This window comes from Enterococcus casseliflavus (assembly GCF_029215545.1).
GTDB classification, from domain to species: domain Bacteria; phylum Bacillota; class Bacilli; order Lactobacillales; family Enterococcaceae; genus Enterococcus_D; species Enterococcus_D casseliflavus.
This window is the reverse complement of record NZ_CP119393.1, coordinates 14,726-32,500: the sequence shown is the minus strand read 5'-3', so window position 1 is coordinate 32,500 and position 17,775 is coordinate 14,726. Positions and strand designations below refer to the sequence as shown.

The window sequence follows — 17,775 nt, the reverse complement described above, 5'->3', positions numbered from 1 at the left end:
TGTACTTCCCATTGTAGCACGTGTGTAGCCCAGGTCATAAGGGGCATGATGATTTGACGTCATCCCCACCTTCCTCCGGTTTGTCACCGGCAGTCTCGCTAGAGTGCCCAACTAAATGATGGCAACTAACAATAAGGGTTGCGCTCGTTGCGGGACTTAACCCAACATCTCACGACACGAGCTGACGACAACCATGCACCACCTGTCACTTTGCCCCCGAAGGGGAAGCTCTATCTCTAGAGTGGTCAAAGGATGTCAAGACCTGGTAAGGTTCTTCGCGTTGCTTCGAATTAAACCACATGCTCCACCGCTTGTGCGGGCCCCCGTCAATTCCTTTGAGTTTCAACCTTGCGGTCGTACTCCCCAGGCGGAGTGCTTAATGCGTTTGCTGCAGCACTGAAGGGCGGAAACCCTCCAACACTTAGCACTCATCGTTTACGGCGTGGACTACCAGGGTATCTAATCCTGTTCGCTCCCCACGCTTTCGAGCCTCAGCGTCAGTTACAGACCAGAGAGCCGCCTTCGCCACTGGTGTTCCTCCATATATCTACGCATTTCACCGCTACACATGGAATTCCACTCTCCTCTTCTGCACTCAAGTCTCCCAGTTTCCAATGACCCTCCCCGGTTGAGCCGGGGGCTTTCACATCAGACTTAAGAAACCGCCTGCGCTCGCTTTACGCCCAATAAATCCGGACAACGCTTGCCACCTACGTATTACCGCGGCTGCTGGCACGTAGTTAGCCGTGGCTTTCTGGTTAGATACCGTCAAGGGATGAACATTTTACTCTCATCCTTGTTCTTCTCTAACAACAGAGTTTTACGATCCGAAAACCTTCTTCACTCACGCGGCGTTGCTCGGTCAGACTTTCGTCCATTGCCGAAGATTCCCTACTGCTGCCTCCCGTAGGAGTCTGGGCCGTGTCTCAGTCCCAGTGTGGCCGATCACCCTCTCAGGTCGGCTATGCATCGTTGCCTTGGTGAGCCGTTACCTCACCAACTAGCTAATGCACCGCGGGTCCATCCATCAGTGACGCAAAAGCGCCTTTCAACTTTCTTCCATGCGGAAAATAGTGTTATACGGTATTAGCACCTGTTTCCAAGTGTTATCCCCTTCTGATGGGCAGGTTACCCACGTGTTACTCACCCGTTCGCCACTCTTTTTCTTTCGGTGGAGCAAGCTCCGGTGAAAGAAAAAGCGTTCGACTTGCATGTATTAGGCACGCCGCCAGCGTTCGTCCTGAGCCAGGATCAAACTCTCATAATGATTTGTTTGAATGACCATACGGTCATTAAGCTCATAAAAATTAACTTTGCTAGCTATTGCTTGCATGTATTTGTTTCAATAAATTGAAACGTCCTACACATTGGTTCGTTTGCTTGCTTTGTTCAGTTTTCAAAGGTCTACCGTGCTGTGTTAGCAACTTTTATATCATATCAGAGTGACATTTAATTGTCAACTCTTTTTTAAAAAGTTTTTTTCGCTCGTTGTTTTTCAACTTCGTAGCGGCTGTCTCAGCGACTTAATTAGAATAACAAATGATTTGTTATTTGTCAACAACTTTTTTCAATTAATTTTGTTGATGTATCAACATCAATTAACTGTTTTAAAATTGCGACTTCGTTATAATATCATCTGTCGAGCTGTGCGTCAACTACTTTTTTCAATTCTTTTTAGGAATTCATTTAGTCATTTGGCACATGTAATAATATACCAAGACTTGTGCTATTCGTCAACCATAAAATGATTGATAGACCAACGTTTCTAGTTACTCCGTTTCCAAAGATGATTCGTGATTTTTAGTCCGTGATTTCCGCCTTTTTTAAGGACTTTTTCCGTTATTATTAGCCTATCGTTCGTCTTTTTCCTTTTTGTGTTTTCTTAATTCCTATCATTCTTATAAATTTAAGTATGATTTTATCTATTTTGTGGAATATTTGCTAAAATGGAGAAAAGAATATTGTTCCTAGGAGGACCCAGTATGAAAATACTTGTAGCAGATGATGACAAAGAGATCGTAGAACTATTAAGCATTTACTTACACAATGAAGGCTATGAATCGGTCAAAGCATACGATGGAAAAGAAGCACTGACCAAGATTCGCACCACTTCTGATATCGAGCTATTGATCTTAGATATCATGATGCCTGAAATGGACGGCATGCAAGTCGTCAAAGAATTGAGAAAAGAATCCCAAATCCCCATTATTATGTTGACCGCTAAAACAACCGATATGGATAAGATTCGTGGATTGGTCGCCGGTGCTGATGATTATGTCACCAAACCTTTCAATCCATTAGAAGTCATGGCACGGGTAAAATCGTTATTGAGAAGAACCAAGATGCAGGCTGCTTCAAATCAACCAGAGATTCTGGAAGTAAGCTCACTTATCATCAACCGCGATTCCCATGAAGTAAAAACGGTGGATGGCAATGAGATCCAATTGACCGCATTAGAATTTGGCATCCTCTACTTATTGGCATCGCATCCCAACCGTGTCTTTAGCGCCGATGAGATTTTTGAACGAGTTTGGAAACAAGAAAGTGTCGTTTCTGCCAAAACAGTGATGGTCCATGTCAGTCACTTGCGAGATAAGATCGAAGAAGCCACGGATGGTGAAAAAGTCATCCAAACAGTATGGGGGGTCGGCTACAAAATAGATGCGAAGTAAACCAACTGAAAAAAAGCGCAACACACCAATCGAAAAAAAGAAACGGATCACGTTGACCTCAAAGGAAATCAGTGAGTTATTTGCTGAAGGAATTGTAACGATTGTTCTTTTACTTCTATTAAATGTCGCTATTTTGGTCATCTTGACCTCAATACGAGAAAACTCACCGGTTTTAGTCGAAGCGATCTATGAATCAAAGAATGCGTTCACGGCTGCCTTCAACACAGATATCTTCCGCAGTGGTCGTAACTTCATTCTACCGATGTTCTTCCTATTAGATGTGATCGTCTTATATTGGCGTTTGATTCGTCGTTACCATCAAATGCAGCTACGTCACATTATCAGCGAGCTGCACTTTATCGCAGAAGGCAACTACGATCATCGCATCCCCTTCGAGTTACGGGGCGATTTAAGTCGGATCGTTTCTAATATCAATGGCTTAGTCGACAGTACGGTGGCGGCGATCGAAGATGAACGGCGGATCGAGCAATCCAAAGATGAGCTGATCACCAATGTCAGTCATGACATTCGGACACCATTGACTTCGATCATCGGCTACTTAGGTCTAATTGAAGATCGACAATACCATTCGGAAGAAGAATTGCTGAAATATACTCATACGGCGTATGTCAAAGCCAAACAAATGAAATCCCTCGTCGATGATTTGTTTGAATACACGAAAGTGCGTCAGCCTAGCGTGCCCATTAATGTGATGGAATTCGATATGGCCCAGCTGGTTGAACAATTGGCGGCGGACTTTGAATTAGAAGCTAGCCGAAAAGGCATCAAGATCGAGACCTACACCCGTCCAGAGCATATCGAAATGGATGGTGATACCGAAAAACTGGTGCGAGTTTTCAACAACCTGCTGTCAAATGCCTTGAAATACGGCAAAGGCGCCGATAAGATCCGCATGGAGGTCGAGAAAGTCGGAACCGAAGCGATCTTAACCGTCAAAAACAATGGGCAGATGATCCCTAAGCAAGCCCTTGATTCTCTATTCGACCGTTTCTACCGAGTGGAAGAATCCCGCTCTCAAGAAACAGGAGGAACTGGCTTAGGTCTAGCGATCGCTCAAAGCATCGTCGCCTTACATGGCGGCTATATCTATGCCAAATCAACGCCAGAATGGACATCCTTTATTATTCATCTCCCGTTGAAGCGCAACAATTTGTCCAACACACAAACCTATGGTTGACGCCCCAACATTTTTTGGGTATGCTAAAGAAAATAATCAAGGCACAGAACCTAGTATATTTTTTTCATCTAGTAAAGAGAGCTGATGGTTGGTGAAAATCAGTGTTGGAAAAAATAGAATCCAGTTCTTTAACGTGTATTTTTCGAAAGAAAAATCGTTGGCTCACGATACGAGCAGCAAGGGCAGCGCAAGCTGAACTTGGGTGGCACCGCGAATGGTCATTTCGTCCCAAGCAACACGGGATCGGAATGGCCTTTTTTCTATGGAAAAAATCAAAGGAGGATGTATCACTATGTTAGATGTAAAAATGATTCGCCAAAATTTTGCTGAAGTACAAAGCAAACTCGCAACACGAGGCGTACAAAAAGAAGTATTGGACCGCTTTTTAACGCTTGACGAACGTCGCAGAGAACTCTTAGTCCAAACGGAAGAACGCAAGAAATTGCGCAACGATGTTTCTGGTGAGATCGCTGCCTTGAAACGGGCAAAAGAAGACGCGGCTGATAAAATTGCCCAAATGAAAGAAGTCGGCAGCCAAATCAAGCAATTGGATGAAGAGATCGCTCAAATTGATGAAGACATCAAAGAGATCGCCACGACATTGCCGAATTTGCCAAATGATTCTGTTCCAGTGGGCAAGGATGAAGACGACAATGTAGAAATCCGCCGCTGGGCAGAACCAAAAGCCTTTGCCTTTGAACCAAAACCGCATTGGGAGATCGCTGAAGAGTTGGGGATCCTCGACTTTGAGCGTGGCGCCAAAGTTTCTGGCAGCCGCTTTGTTTACTACAAAGGCTTAGGTGCTCGTTTGGAACGTGCCTTATACAACTTCATGCTGGATCAGCATGTCTATGAGCATGGCTATACCGAGATGATCACCCCTTATATCGTCAATAGCCAAGCAATGTTTGGCACGGGGCAATTTCCAAAGTTCAAAGAAGATGTTTTCCAATTGGCAGATACGGATTTGACTTTGATTCCAACTGCTGAAGTACCTTTGACCAATTACTATCAAGGGGAAATCTTAGAACAAGAACAGCTCCCTGCCTACTTCACTGCCTTGAGCCCATCATTTCGTTCAGAAGCTGGCAGCGCTGGTCGTGATACCCGCGGCTTGATTCGTCTGCACCAATTCAATAAAGTTGAAATGGTGAAATTCAGTGATGCTGACCATTCTTATGAAGAATTAGAAAAGATGACGGCTAATGCCGAAGATATTTTGCAAAAACTCAACTTACCTTACCGAGTGCTTAGCTTGTGTACAGGAGATATGGGCTTTTCTGCTGCGAAGACCTATGATTTAGAGGTATGGATCCCTGCTCAGGAAATGTATCGTGAGATCAGCTCTTGCTCAAACTGTGAAGATTTCCAAGCACGCCGTGCCATGATCCGTTACCGCGATCAAGAGGGCAAGATTCACTACATGCATACACTAAATGGTTCTGGTCTGGCTGTCGGTCGGACGGTAGCCGCAGTGCTTGAAAATTATCAAAACGAAGACGGCAGTGTAACGGTACCAGAAGTTCTGGTTCCTTACATGGGCGGACTGACAAAAATCGAAAAAGCCTAAGCCTTAGCACCCTTAATTGCACCCCCTTCGTAACAGTCACTCCACGTGATCTGTTACGAAGGGGTTTTCTAGTTCACCTAATAGATAGTGGTTGCAAAAGACCCCCTAACGCCCTTGATCATTTCTTGCAAGAGAAACAACGCAACAAGGCTGTAATTTTTAAATGAATAATTAGAAAAATCCCTTCATCTTTTTAAGTCTCTATCAGAAACCGGGCATGATCGTTGAAAGTACCTGTGACTTATGGTAACGTGGGCATAATTTAGGATGGAATGAAGGGAGCTTCACCAATGCCCGAACGAAAGACCTATGCCCGTCGGAGTGACTTGCACAAGAAACCAAACAATAATCAAAAACGAACAGCGTCAGCTGAAGAAAGACCGAAAGGACCACCCTCGAGAAAGAAGCCGTATCGAAAAGCAATTTTTTCCTTATTCGCCTTATTATTGATCGTTTTGATCGCGACGGCTGGCTCAATCCTTTACACGTTACACCAGCAAGAAGTCGCAGCCCAAGAAAAATATGAGGCGGCTGCGGAGAAATTACTGGCATCAATCCAAGCAGAACAAAGTCAAAATGGGTTAAAAACAACGCCTGAAGTGCTCTCCAAAGGCGCAACCAAAGAATTGATCTACCGCCCGCAAGACCTTGATACGTTTCCCATCAAAGATATCAAAGAACGGTTGACAGAAGCCGCTGATCACTTGCGTAAAAAACAAACGAATAAAGAAGTCGTCACCGTTGCCCGCATCCAAGCACAAGCAGCGGCTTCAAAGGTGTCTACTTATTCATTGAAAGCCGACAGCTATGTGTGGAATCGAGAAACCGGACGTTTTGAAGATGCGGACAGCCTAACGGATGCACCGATCTTCGTATCAGAGAAGACGCAAACCGAATTGTCTTTGAAAGAACTGGTTCCTGATGAAGGCAGCTTATTAGGTATTCAACAAGTCATTCAGCAGAAACTGCTGGATCAAGCCAAAGAACCCGCCAAAATCATCGACGCCGTCTTGGCCATGGAGCGGATCACCTTCGATTCGAAATTTACTTACGATCCAGAGAAGCTGACCATCGAATTGCCAAAAAATCAGACGGGAGCGACGGAAATCACCCTGCCTTACAGCGAGATCGCCCCATTCATTGATCCTGATCTCGTGGCTGCTGACCAACTCAACAATGCCTTGCCAAGTTTAGACCCCAATAAAAAATACGTGGCATTGACCTTTGATGATGGACCCAACAGTACCTCCACCATGGATCTGTTGAACATCTTACAAGAAAATGACGTTAAAGCGACCTTCTTTATGCTGGGACAAATGGTAGAGCAATATCCGCAAGCTGCTAAAAAAGTCCAAGAAGCTGGACACGAGATCGCCAGTCATTCTTACTCTCATCCGCAGCTGAATACTCTTTCAGCGGAAGATTTGCAGGCAGAAGTCACAAAAACCAACAAAGCCATTTATAATGCGACGGGTTTACTACCTAGAAATTTACGGCCCCCTTATGGCGCTATCGACAAACAAAGCGCAGAAACCATTGGCATGCCGATCATTCAATGGGACATCGATTCTCAAGACTGGAAATTGAAGGATCCGAAGAAGATCAATGCCTTGGTGCAACAAAATGTCTTTAATGGTGCCATGATCTTGATCCATGATATTCACCCGAAATCTGTGAAAGCCGTACCGGGAGTCATTAAAATGCTCAAAAACGAAGGCTACGAATTCGTGACTGTCGATCAATTATTAGAAGCACGGCAAAAACCATTGCATCAATACTTTGGGATGAACGACGAGCGCCTCGTTGACTAAATAAAAAAGGAACGCAGCAAATTGTCTCTTGCTGCGTTCCTTTTTGGTTATTGGATCGTTCCCTCTTTTTTTAGCCCTTCTTATCCTCATATACATTAGTCACAAAAATTTGGATCAACAGTTCAGCGACAGCTTTTGGCGGCATCGTTGAGAAATCTTTGAGCCAGCGTTCGATCAACCCGATAGACCCGCAGACAAAAAAGCTAAGACACAGTTCCAATTCTTCCTCGGAAGCATCTTGAAAGTATTGGGCAAACCGTTTCAAGGTCTCCGGTTTGATCTCTGACAACAAAAGATTCAGCAAATGGCTGTTGTTTAACAAAATCAAATGGGTCGTACTAGGATTCTCATACAAAATCGTCAACAGCTTTTCCAACCAAAGATCCAATGACAAATTTTCCTGCTGCAAGTTCGATGCGATCTGCTCAACAAGCTCCCCTTCGATCTCCTCCAACAAAGCGGCCGTATCCTTATAATATTTATAAAATGTTCCCCGGTTGATATCGGCTCGTTCCGCAATCTCTTTGATCGTGATTTTGCGGTACTCTTTTTCCAACAATAACTCCTGAAAGGCGCGTCGGATCACTTTTTTCGAGTAGATCGTTCGACGATTCCCCACAGTCCCCACCATATCGTTTCCCCTTTTCTCTGTACATTTGATCAATATTTGTCTATTTAATGACAAATACGTAAGCATTGAGGATTGCTCTTACTTTTCTTTCTTAGTATACTAACACCATGTGATTAAATCAACACGTGTTTAAAAAATGGAGGCTTTATTAATGAGTTATGTTGAAGTAAAGAATGAATATAAACGCTATCAGATGGGCGAAACCACCATCACTGCCAACAACGATCTTTCCTTTGCCATTGAAGAAGGCGAATTAGTGGTGATCCTTGGCCCCAGTGGTGCAGGAAAATCGACCGTTTTGAATATTTTAGGCGGGATGGATTCGCCAGATGAAGGACAAATCATTATCGACAATGTCGATATCGCGAAGTTTAACGACAAACAGCTGACGGAATACCGCCGCAAAGACGTCGGGTTCGTCTTCCAATTTTATAATTTGGTGCCGAACCTGACAGCGAAAGAAAACATTGAATTGGCAACAGAAGTCTCACCGAATGCACTCGATCCTGATGAAGTCTTAGCACAAGTCGGGTTAGAAAACCGTAAAAACAACTTTCCTTCGCAGCTCTCTGGTGGGGAACAGCAGCGGGTATCGATCGCTCGGGCGTTAGCCAAAAACCCGAAATTGCTATTATGCGATGAACCAACCGGTGCGCTGGATTTTGAAACAGGCAAACAAGTGTTGAAGCTTTTGCAAAACGCCAGTCGGAAAAACGGCAATACGGTGTTGATCATTACCCATAACAGCGCCATTGCCCCGATTGCCGATCGGGTGATCCATATCAACGATGCCACTGTCCGTTCCATTGAAGAGAATCCTCATCCAATCTCGATCGATGAAATCGTTTGGTAGGAGGATCTGATGAAAAATAAAACCTATCTTAAAGCAAGTTTGCGGGAGATTCGCCAATCAAAAGGTCGCTTTATCGCAATCACCTTGATCATTTTTTTAGGAACGTTTCTCTTTGTCGGTGTCAAAGCGACGGGACCGATCCTGAATCATTCCGCGAGTGAATATGTCAACGGTCAGCATTTAGCAGATCTGCAAGTCACTTCCACGCTGGGATTGACGGAGGACGACATTGATGCGGCGGAAAAAAGCGGTGCGCACACAGAAGCCGCCTATCAATTTTATTACGCTGCCAATTCAGATGAAGTCGTGCAAGTGACCTCTTATGATCCCTCACAGGAACTCAACCAGCTACTGGTGAAGGACGGCCGACTGCCAGAAAAAGCCGATGAAATCGTGCTGGACACCGAAGCAAAAAATTATGGCTGGCAAATAGGGGATACTTTTACGATCGATGATGCCGATAATCTGTCGGACAAAGACTATACGGTCGTTGGGTTCGCCACCTCTCCCATTTATATCAGTGCTGCCGAACGTGGCTATGCGAATGTCGGCAGCGGTGTCGTGACGTATTTTGCTTATGTACCGGAAGAACAGTTCAAGATGGAGGTCAAATCGATCCTTTATCTCGCCTTTGATGATGTCGCAGGCCTTGAAACATACTCCGATGCGTACACCGACAAGATGGCAGCCCATCAAGAAACGATTGAGGAACTGTTTGCGGATCGCCCTAAAGAACGCTTAGCAGAAATTCAGCAAGATGCTTTTGATGAATTAGCGCCTGCAGAAAAAGAAGTCCGCGATGGACAAAAACAGTTAGCTGAGGGACAAGCCCAACTAGATCAGGCCAAAGCGGAACTAGAACAACAGCAAGCCACCCTGGCACAGCTGCCGCCCGTACAACAAGCAGCCCTCGAAGGCCAATTGACCGCTGGGGAAGAAGAGTTGACTCGGCAGCAAACCCAATTAGAGGAACAGCAACAAGAACTAACCGATGCCCAACAAACACTGGCAGAAAAACGTACAGAGATCGAAGACTTGGCAGAACCTACGTATCTTTACAATCAACGCAAAGACAACCCCGGTTTCCAAGAATATGGTGGGCTGTCTGATCGTATCGCAGCGATCGCCAATGTGTTCCCTGTCTTCTTTTTCTTTATCGCTGCGTTGATCACCTTTACGACACTGACGCGGATGGTAGAAGAAAACCGCAAAGAGATCGGTACCTTAAAAGCGATGGGCTATGGCAAAGTCGAGATCTCCCTTAAATATTTGATTTATGCCCTCCTGTCTTCGGCCATTGGCATTATCAGTGGTGCCGTATTAGGGACGGAACTGTTGCCGCGTTTGATTTATTTTCTATCCAGCGAACGGTATCTTTTAGACGGGATTCGCGTCTATTATGTCTGGTCGCCAATTATTTTGGCCGCGATCGCCTTTTTACTGGCGACGCTCGGTGCTTGCCTCTTTGTTTTGATCAAAGAATTGCGGGAAAAACCTGCCCAGCTACTGCAAGTTCGGGCGCCAAAACCTGGGAAACGGATTTTATTAGAGGCCATTACACCCTTATGGTCACGTTTAAGCTTCAATCAAAAAGTCAGCTTCCGTAACATCTTCCGCTACAAATCGCGAATGATCATGGCAATCATTGGCATCGCCGGCTGTACGGGACTGATGGTGGCAGGCGTTGGGTTGAAAGATTCCTTAAGTGCTGTGACTGCGAAACAATTTGGGCCCATTACGGATTATCAAGCCGTCGTGACCTTAAATGATGCGAAGGAAGAAACCGTTGCTGCCGCTGAAACGGTTTTAACAGACGATCCTCTTGTGACCCATTCGATGCTAGTCTACAATGAAACGATCGAGATTCGACCAGCTAACCAAGGAAAACAAAGTTTGACCTTGATGGTTCCGGCAGATCAAGAAGCTTTTACCGACTATGTCCATTTGAAAACGACGGAAGGGCAGAAGCTGCCATTAACAGAAGGCGCCGTACTGACTATGAAATACGCAGAATTGTATGATCTGCAGGTTGGGGATACATTGACCTTCTATACTAGCGATCAAGAAGCTTTTGAAGTACCTATCAGCGGCATCCCAGAAAACTATTTAGGCAATTCTCTGTATCTGTCACCGACTCTTTACGAAGAAATCACCGACAGTGCCTTTGAACCGAATGCGTTCTTAGTCAAAAGCAAGACGATGACGAAAAAACAAGAGGAAGCTTTATCAACAGCCTTGTTAGATACCGACAAAGTCAAAAACACGACGTTCCTTTCCACTCAGATCAAAATGCAGGATGATTCGATGGGCAACTTGAACTCCATTGTCTTGATCTTAGTTGTACTATCAGGGGCATTAGCCTTTGTCGTCTTGTATAACTTGACCAACATCAATGTTTCCGAGCGGATTCGCGAGCTTTCTACTATTAAAGTATTAGGGTTTTACAATAAAGAAGTCACCATGTACATCGTACGGGAAAATATCGTCTTTACGTTATTTGGGATTCTCGCTGGCTACGTGGTAGGTTACTTCTTGACTGACTTTATTTTGATCCAAGCTTCGATGGAAAACATGGTCTTTCCATTAGTGATCAATTGGCCGGCTTATGCTTTAGCCGGCGGCATGACGATTCTCTTTACGATCATCGTGATGTACGTCACCCATGTAAAACTGACTCATGTCAACATGATCGATGCGTTGAAATCAAACGAATAAGCTGCTGCTAAAGCGATTTGCTGATCATCCAGCAGTGATTTTAAAGAAAAGGACGCCACTCTTGCCTAGATAGCTGAGAGTGACGTCCTTTTTTGAACAAATAATCCCCCCTGTCCGCTTTTGAACAGAGGGGGCGTTGGTTTTCACGTGAAACATTTTATGATTTTACAGAGTAGTTTGGTGCTTCTTTCGTGATTTGAACATCGTGGGGATGTGATTCTTTTAGTCCGTTGCCGCTCATTTGGATGAATTGTGCTTCATCACGTAATTGCTGTAGATTGCCAGCACCGACATAACCCATCCCTGATTTCAAGCCGCCGATCATTTGGAAGATGATATCAGAAACGCTGCCTTTATAAGCGACACGCCCTTCAATGCCTTCTGGAACCAATTTGTTGGCTTCGTTTACGCCACCTTGGAAGTAACGGTCGCTGGAGCCTTTTTCCATTGCCCCCAGTGAACCCATTCCGCGGTACGTTTTGAAGCGTCGGCCTTGATAGATTTCAAATTCACCTGGTGATTCATCGGTTCCTGCCAACATGCTGCCTAGCATTACGGCATGTCCGCCAGCTGCTAAAGCTTTGACGATATCCCCAGAGTATTTGATCCCACCATCGGCAATGATTGCTTTGCCGTATTGACGTGCCACAGAGGCTGCATCATAGATCGCGGTCAATTGAGGAACTCCGACACCGGCTACCACCCGAGTAGTACAGATCGAGCCTGGACCGATCCCAACTTTTACGACATCGACACCAGCATCATACAATGCTTTCGTGCCTTCTGCAGTGGCAACATTTCCAGCAATCAATGTCGCTTCTGGGAAATGCGCACGAATTTCAGAGATTTTGCGTAAAACACCCGCACTGTGTCCGTGGGCAGTATCAATAACGATCGCGTCCACGCCTGCATCCAATAAAGCTTGTGCTCGTTCAAAGGTATCGCTGGTAACACCGACTGCCGCTGCCACTAATAGACGTCCATGCGTGTCTTTGGCTGCATTCGGGAATTCGATCACTTTTTCAATATCTTTGATAGTGATCAAACCGCTTAAGATCCCTGCTTCATCAACGATCGGTAATTTTTCGATCTTGTGTTGTTGTAAGATTTTTTCAGCGTCTTTCAACGACGTACCGACAGGTGCTGTGATCAATTGGTCTTTGGTCATCACATCATTGATCGGCATCGTATAATCCGTGACAAAACGCATGTCGCGGTTCGTGATGATACCGACTAGTTTGCGGTTTTCCATCGTTTCTACGATCGGTACCCCGCTGATGCGGTACTTGCTCATCAAATGTTCTGCATCAGCAACTAAGTGACTTGGTGTTAAGAAAAACGGATCGATGATCACGCCGCTTTCAGAACGTTTTACTTTGCGCACTTCATCTGCTTGCGCTGCGATACTCATGTTTTTGTGAATTACGCCAAGTCCGCCTTGACGCGCCATTGAGATCGCCATTTTACTATCAGTTACGGTATCCATACTGGCACTTATGATTGGAATATTTAGTGTAATATTCGGGGCAAGCTGCACTTTCATATCCACGTCATTTGGCAAGACGTGACTTTCTGCCGGAATCAATAAGACATCATCAAACGTTAACCCTTTTTTTACAAATTTGGTTTCCCAGTTGGACATTTTTGTAACCACTCCTTAAAGTTTTTAGGTATTTTAAAAAAAATAGCAAAGATTTTTTCATAAGTCAACCATTCGGAAAGCTTTCTTAATAATCCTCTTCAAACCTTTGGTCAAATCTCATAATTCGCCATTTTTTCTAAAAAAACACGCTGATCGTGCGGTCTTTTTTAACAAAAGAAGGCGCACGATCAACGTGTAGCCATCAGCCTCTAGGAACAGACAGACTGCTGATGATATTGTATTTGCGTTTCAAGTAGTACTTCGCGGCTAATGCCACTGCCCCGATCAAAGCTTCGATCACAGGGTCCACTTGTGGATTCAATGGTGGTTGGATCATCGCAGAAAGCGAGATCACAACGATCCATAGCATGAAGGCTGCGACTAAAATCAAAATGATCTTCCACATCTTCGGCCGTTTGCTCTTATCGGCACCTGGGCGTTCATATTGATACATGTATTTGTACATCAAGTAGAAGACCCAACCAGCAAGCATCGCCATTAAGAAGAGGGTCAATAAGCCATAAGGTTGTGCTTGTCCTCTAGTAAAGATCCCCATGACCCCTAACATCAAGCCAAAGATCCCTAAAATCAGCAAGGTGTTATCCAACCACATCAAGAAGGGGCCGGATTCTTTTTGCTCAACGGGTTTGTTGATGATGGCTTCGGTGCGTTCAGACACTGTACCAAATAATTGGCGCGCCGTTTTGCCGCCTTTTTGTTCTTTGACTAAGACAGGCAGCATCTCATGCAAGGCAATCGTTTTTTCTTCTTCAGAAAGGTTGGCTGCCTCTAGCGATTTTTTTAAATCAAATATATATTGTTGGTTTCGTTTTGTTAATTGTTGTTCTAATTCACGATTTTCGGAAACATAATTTCGCAGAGTTTCTGGTTCCATGAATTGATTCTCCCTTCTGCGTTTTCTTCACAATGGACATTTTACCACAAATTCACTGGGAAGAAAGCCCTTTATACGTTAAAACGGAACAACATCACGTCGCCATCTTGCACGACATAATCTTTTCCTTCCAAACGTACCCGACCGGCTTCTTTGGCCGCTTGCATCGTGCCGTATTGGTTCAGATCTTCAAAGGAAACAGTTTCCGCACGAATAAAGCCGCGCTCAAAGTCCGTATGGATGATCCCCGCTGCTTGCGGTGCTTTGATGCCTTTGCGGAACGTCCACGCACGCACTTCTTGTTCACCAGCGGTAAAGTACGTTGCTAGACCCAATAAATCATAGGCGGCACGAATCAATTGATCCAACCCTGATTCTTCAATTCCTAATGCTTCTAAAAACTCTGCTTTGTCTTCTTCTTCCAGCTCAGCGATCTCTTCTTCGGCACGAGCACTGATGACGATCACTTCCGCATTTTCGCTCGCTGCAAATTCCTTCACTTTGTTGACATAGTCATTGGTTTCATAGTCTGCCACGTCTTCTTCTGCTACGTTGGCAACGTATAAAACTGGTTTGGTCGTTAGTAAAAACAAACTTTTGACGATGCGCTGTTCTTCATCTGTAAATTCGATCGAACGAGCTGAGATCCCTTCTTCTAGGACCGGTTTGATTTTATCAAGAACGGCCAGTTCCGCAACCGCATCTTTGTCTTTGGTTTTGGCAATTTTGGCGACCCGAGTATAACGCTTGTTGACGGATTCTAAATCCGCTAAAACCAACTCCAAGTTGATGGTGTCGATATCAGCTAATGGGTCCACGCGGCCTTCCACGTGGGTGATGTTGTCGTCGTCGAAACAACGAACGACATGACAGATCGCATCCACTTGGCGGATATGGCTCAAAAATTGGTTCCCTAATCCTTCCCCTTTGCTGGCACCGCGGACGATTCCAGCAATATCCGTAAATTCAAAGGTGGTTGGGACTGTCTTTTTCGGACGGACTAATTCTGTTAAACGCTGTAAGCGCCAATCTGGCACTTCCACCATTCCTACATTCGGATCGATCGTCGCAAACGGATAGTTTGCGGCTTCTGCTCCTGCTTTGGTTATTGCATTAAATAAAGTAGATTTGCCCACATTTGGCAATCCAACGATTCCGGCAGTTAACGCCATGCTTCACTTCACTCTTTCTCTTTTTTTTCTAGGATTTTCTTCATCTTTTTATCAAATTCTCGGCGCGTCATCATGACGATGTGGCCGCAATTCGTACACTTTATTTTGATGTCTGCCCCCATGCGGATGATTTCCCAACGATTGGCTTTGCAGGCATGCGGTTTTTTCATTTCGACAATATCCCCAAGATCATACATCTTTATCACCTCAAGCTTCATCAAATTGAATGTTCAATAAATCTAAAATACGGGTTAAATCTTTTTGTGACAGGTATTCGATCTCGATTTTTCCTTTGCCTTCTTTTTCGCGGATCTCGACATTTGTGCCGAATTTATCCATCAACCGTTCTTCGCTTTCTCGTAAATAGTACGGTTTTTCCCGAATCAGACGCGGAACTTTTTTCTTTTCGTTTTTCGTGTCGTTCATCTCAGCGACCATTTGTTCTAATTGGCGGACTGTCAGATTTTCTTTGACACAACGATTGGCTAATTTTAAGATCTGTTCTTTGTTTTTCAACCCTAATAATGTCCGGGCTTGTCCCATAGACAAACGGTCATCTTGAACCATTTCTTTGACGAGTTTCGGCAAGGACAGTAACCGCAAATAATTGGCGATATACGGGCGGCTTTTCCCTAAGCGTTCAGCGACTTGTGCTTGGGTCAATTTCAAATTTTTCATCAGCATGTCATAAGCTTCTGCTTCTTCTAAAGGATTCAAATCTTCCCGCTGCAAGTTTTCTAAAACGGCGACTTGCATCATCGCTTCTTCATCAAAATTGCGGATGATGGCTGGGATCGTTTCCTTGCCAGCTAGTTTGGACGCTCGAAACCGGCGTTCACCAGCAATGATCTCATAGCCTTTGACGGATGATTGCCGCACGATGATCGGTTGAAAGACCCCCGAATGCTGGATCGAATTGGCTAGTTCTTGTAATGAAAGCTCATCAAAGGTTTTTCGCGGTTGATAAGGGTTGGGTCTTAATTCGTTTAAAGGCAGTTCAACGACTTTTTCTGTCTTGATATCGACTTCTTCTAACCCTTGCAGGTCTTGAAACAACGCATCGATCCCACGCCCTAATCCTTTCCCTTTATTCTTCACGGGCTAACACTTCCTTTGCTAACGTCTGATAGACTTCGGCTCCTTTTGAGCGTGGATCATAATCAATGATCGACAATCCATGACTAGGTGCTTCAGACAACCGGATATTCCGCGGAATAATGGTTTCATATACTTTTTCTTGGAAATAGCGGCGGACTTCTTCCACGACTTCCGCGCCTAAGTTCGTGCGGGCATCATACATCGTCAGTAAGACCCCTTCGATCTCTAACTCAGGGTTAAAATGTTTTTGTACTAAACGCACGGTATTCAATAGTTGGCTCAGCCCTTCTAATGCATAGTACTCACATTGGACTGGGATCAAAATCGAATCACTGGCGGTAAAGGCATTGATCGTCAAATGACCTAAAGATGGTGGGCAATCGATAAAGATATAATCGTATTGTTCTTTGATTTCATTCAAAGCCGATTTCAATCGAGATTCCCGCGCCATCATGGAGGTCAATTCAATTTCCGCACCAGCTAATTGGATCGTCGCTGGAACGATATCCAAGTTTTCCCGACTGCTAGGTAAAATCGCTTCAACGATCGGTGTTTCATTGACTAATACATCATAGATGTCTTGTTCCACATCTGGTTTGCGAATGCCGACACCGCTTGTGGCGTTGCCTTGGGCATCAATATCTACGAGTAACACTTTTTTGCCGACAAATGCTAAGGACGCACCTAGGTTCACCGTTGTGGTGGTTTTGCCTACGCCGCCTTTTTGGTTTGCAACAGAAATAATACGGGCCATTGATTTTCCTCCTATTTGATTGGTTGTTTCGCTGGCATTCCCGGTTTGCGGGGGTATTTCTTTGGCGTTTCTTTTTTCTTTTGAATGATCAAAAGATGGCGTTCATCGCCGCTGACCGGTAAGGTAAAGCTTTTTTCTTCAATAAATTTGCCGCCTAAGAGTGAGATGGCTGGTTTGGCTTCAACCAGTTCTTCCTCGCTTTTGGCAGCTTTGAGCGCATAAAAATAGCCTGCTTTTTTCACCAATGGCACACAGAGTTCCGTTAACACATTCAAACGGGCAACCGCACGAGCAGTCACATAATCGAATTGCCCACGAAATTGCGGGTTTTGACCAAATGTTTCTGCACGGTCATGGTACAAGTGGACATTTTCCAATTGTAGATCCGTCACAAGGGTTTGTAAAAAGGTGATGCGCTTATTTAAAGAGTCGACGATCGTCACTTCTAATTCAGGAAACACGATTTTTAGTGGAATACTTGGAAAGCCAGCACCTGAACCGACATCACACAAATGACTTTGCGGGTCAAAGGCGGTTTCAAAAGCTAAGGAAACAGAATCGTAGAAATGCTTCAAATACACTTCTGATTTTTCCGTGATTGCAGTTAGATTCATCTTCTGATTCCATTCGACTAAACGCTCGAAATAGACAGCGAATTTTTCCATTTGTTCTTCGGTTAAAACGATCCCGTTTTTGCGTAATTCTTCATGAAATTCTTCAGGTAGCATAACGAATCCTTTCTATTTTGTGAAACAGAAAAATGT

The 17,775-nt window shown here is 44.6% G+C and carries 14 protein-coding genes, 1 rRNA gene and 1 other annotated feature (1 of these 16 running past the window's edge); of the genes, 6 read left to right on the top strand and 9 right to left on the bottom strand.

What is annotated here, in order from left to right:
* Positions 1 to 1,267, bottom strand: a 16S ribosomal RNA gene (locus P0G38_RS00160); it reaches 292 nt to the left of the window's first position.
* 715 nt (positions 1,268 to 1,982) lie between these two features.
* Here P0G38_RS00160 and croR point away from each other — a divergent pair.
* The 4 genes from croR to P0G38_RS00140 all read left to right on the top strand — a co-directional run bounded on the left by croR (position 1,983) and on the right by P0G38_RS00140 (position 7,251).
* Positions 1,983 to 2,672: a response regulator transcription factor CroR gene (gene croR, locus P0G38_RS00155; protein ID WP_008376963.1), complete on the top strand. Its 690-nt coding sequence runs from the start codon at positions 1,983 to 1,985 to the stop codon at positions 2,670 to 2,672.
* The gene (locus P0G38_RS00150; RefSeq protein ID WP_005226244.1) at positions 2,662 to 3,870 is read left to right on the top strand and encodes a sensor histidine kinase; all 1,209 of its coding nucleotides are present in this window, start codon (positions 2,662 to 2,664) and stop codon (positions 3,868 to 3,870) included. The genes croR and P0G38_RS00150 overlap by 11 nt, the downstream gene beginning before the upstream one ends.
* Before the next feature lie 35 nt (positions 3,871 to 3,905).
* Positions 3,906 to 4,104 (top strand) — a binding site (T-box leader).
* A 58-nt stretch (positions 4,105 to 4,162) separates the two neighbouring features.
* A complete protein-coding gene (gene serS / locus P0G38_RS00145) occupies positions 4,163 to 5,440 on the top strand; it encodes a serine--tRNA ligase (protein ID WP_074535542.1) in 1,278 nt (425 codons plus the stop codon).
* 290 nt (positions 5,441 to 5,730) lie between these two features.
* Positions 5,731 to 7,251 (top strand): polysaccharide deacetylase family protein, encoded by a 1,521-nt coding sequence (locus P0G38_RS00140; RefSeq protein ID WP_275853503.1) that lies wholly within the window; start codon positions 5,731 to 5,733, stop codon positions 7,249 to 7,251.
* 70 nt (positions 7,252 to 7,321) lie between these two features.
* Here P0G38_RS00140 and P0G38_RS00135 read toward each other — a convergent pair whose 3' ends face one another.
* On the bottom strand, positions 7,322 to 7,948 hold the full coding sequence (locus P0G38_RS00135; RefSeq protein WP_060791711.1) for a TetR/AcrR family transcriptional regulator: 627 nt from the start codon (positions 7,946 to 7,948) through the stop codon (positions 7,322 to 7,324).
* Between the two features lie 85 nt (positions 7,949 to 8,033).
* Between P0G38_RS00135 and P0G38_RS00130 the strand changes: the two genes are divergently transcribed.
* Both P0G38_RS00130 and P0G38_RS00125 read left to right on the top strand, forming a co-directional pair.
* On the top strand, positions 8,034 to 8,735 hold the full coding sequence (locus tag P0G38_RS00130) for an ABC transporter ATP-binding protein (protein ID WP_010748457.1): 702 nt from the start codon (positions 8,034 to 8,036) through the stop codon (positions 8,733 to 8,735).
* 9 nt (positions 8,736 to 8,744) lie between these two features.
* Positions 8,745 to 11,450 (top strand): FtsX-like permease family protein, encoded by a 2,706-nt coding sequence (locus tag P0G38_RS00125; protein WP_275853499.1) that lies wholly within the window; start codon positions 8,745 to 8,747, stop codon positions 11,448 to 11,450.
* Positions 11,451 to 11,607: 157 nt separating this feature from the next.
* Here the strand turns inward: P0G38_RS00125 and guaB are convergent, their stop codons facing one another.
* The 7 genes from guaB to rsmG all read right to left on the bottom strand — a co-directional run bounded on the left by guaB (position 11,608) and on the right by rsmG (position 17,739).
* Positions 11,608 to 13,092, bottom strand: coding sequence for an IMP dehydrogenase (gene guaB / locus P0G38_RS00120; RefSeq protein ID WP_005226250.1), 1,485 nt, complete (start codon positions 13,090 to 13,092; stop codon positions 11,608 to 11,610).
* A 202-nt stretch (positions 13,093 to 13,294) separates the two neighbouring features.
* Positions 13,295 to 13,987 carry a DUF1129 domain-containing protein gene (locus P0G38_RS00115; protein ID WP_005226251.1) on the bottom strand — a complete coding sequence of 231 codons (693 nt, stop codon included), beginning with the start codon at positions 13,985 to 13,987 and terminating at the stop codon, positions 13,295 to 13,297.
* 71 nt (positions 13,988 to 14,058) lie between these two features.
* Entirely contained in the window at positions 14,059 to 15,159 is a 1,101-nt protein-coding gene (gene ychF / locus P0G38_RS00110; RefSeq protein WP_005226252.1) for a redox-regulated ATPase YchF, read from the bottom strand.
* Between the two features lie 8 nt (positions 15,160 to 15,167).
* The gene (locus P0G38_RS00105; protein ID WP_005226253.1) at positions 15,168 to 15,356 is read right to left on the bottom strand and encodes a DUF951 domain-containing protein; all 189 of its coding nucleotides are present in this window, start codon (positions 15,354 to 15,356) and stop codon (positions 15,168 to 15,170) included.
* Between the two features lie 10 nt (positions 15,357 to 15,366).
* Positions 15,367 to 16,257, bottom strand: coding sequence for a ParB/RepB/Spo0J family partition protein (locus P0G38_RS00100; RefSeq protein ID WP_005226254.1), 891 nt, complete (start codon positions 16,255 to 16,257; stop codon positions 15,367 to 15,369).
* On the bottom strand, positions 16,247 to 17,011 hold the full coding sequence (locus P0G38_RS00095) for a ParA family protein (protein WP_005226255.1): 765 nt from the start codon (positions 17,009 to 17,011) through the stop codon (positions 16,247 to 16,249). The genes P0G38_RS00100 and P0G38_RS00095 overlap by 11 nt, the downstream gene beginning before the upstream one ends.
* 11 nt (positions 17,012 to 17,022) lie before the next feature.
* Positions 17,023 to 17,739, bottom strand: coding sequence for a 16S rRNA (guanine(527)-N(7))-methyltransferase RsmG (gene rsmG / locus P0G38_RS00090; RefSeq protein ID WP_005226256.1), 717 nt, complete (start codon positions 17,737 to 17,739; stop codon positions 17,023 to 17,025).
* Between the last annotated feature and the right edge of the window lie 36 nt (positions 17,740 to 17,775).